Source organism: Paraburkholderia sp. BCC1886 (assembly GCF_900996245.1).
Lineage (GTDB): Bacteria > Pseudomonadota > Gammaproteobacteria > Burkholderiales > Burkholderiaceae > Paraburkholderia.
On record NZ_CAAJGK010000099.1, the window covers coordinates 1 to 496 of the forward strand.

At 65.9% G+C, this 496-nt stretch carries 1 protein-coding gene; it reads left to right on the plus strand.

Annotated elements, in window-relative coordinates; genetic code table 11:
• On the plus strand, positions 1–483 hold a 483-nt coding region (locus FQ746_RS30385), incomplete at its 5' end, for a transporter substrate-binding protein (protein WP_144113520.1).
• Positions 484–496 lie beyond the last annotated feature (13 nt).

The window sequence follows — 496 nt, forward strand, 5'->3', positions numbered from 1 at the left end:
ACCAAGCCGCTGGTCGGCAACCTGGCCGCATGGAACTACTTCATGTCGCTGCGCAATCCGGAGAACGCCAAGTTCAAGGCGATGTTCGCGGACTGGGTCAAGAAGAACAACCTGCCCGGCGGCGCCAAGCGCGTGACCAACGACCCGATGGAGGCGACCTATGTCGGCATCCACATGTGGAAGCAGGCGGTCGAGAAGGCCAAGAGCACGGACGTCGACAAGGTGCGCACGGCGATGGTCGGCCAGAAGTTCAACGCGCCCTCGGGCTTCGTGCTGGAGATGGACGGCAACCACCACCTGCACAAGCCGGTGATGATCGGCGAGATCCGCGCCGACGGGCAGTTCAACGTGGTCTGGCGCACCAAGACCACGGTGCGCGCCCAGCCGTGGAGCCCGTATATCCCGGGCAACGCGGGCAAGCCCGACGTGGTCAGCTCGATCGGCGACTTCCTGCGCCGCCGCCTCGCCGCCGCGCTGGCGTAATTCGCCGTACCGG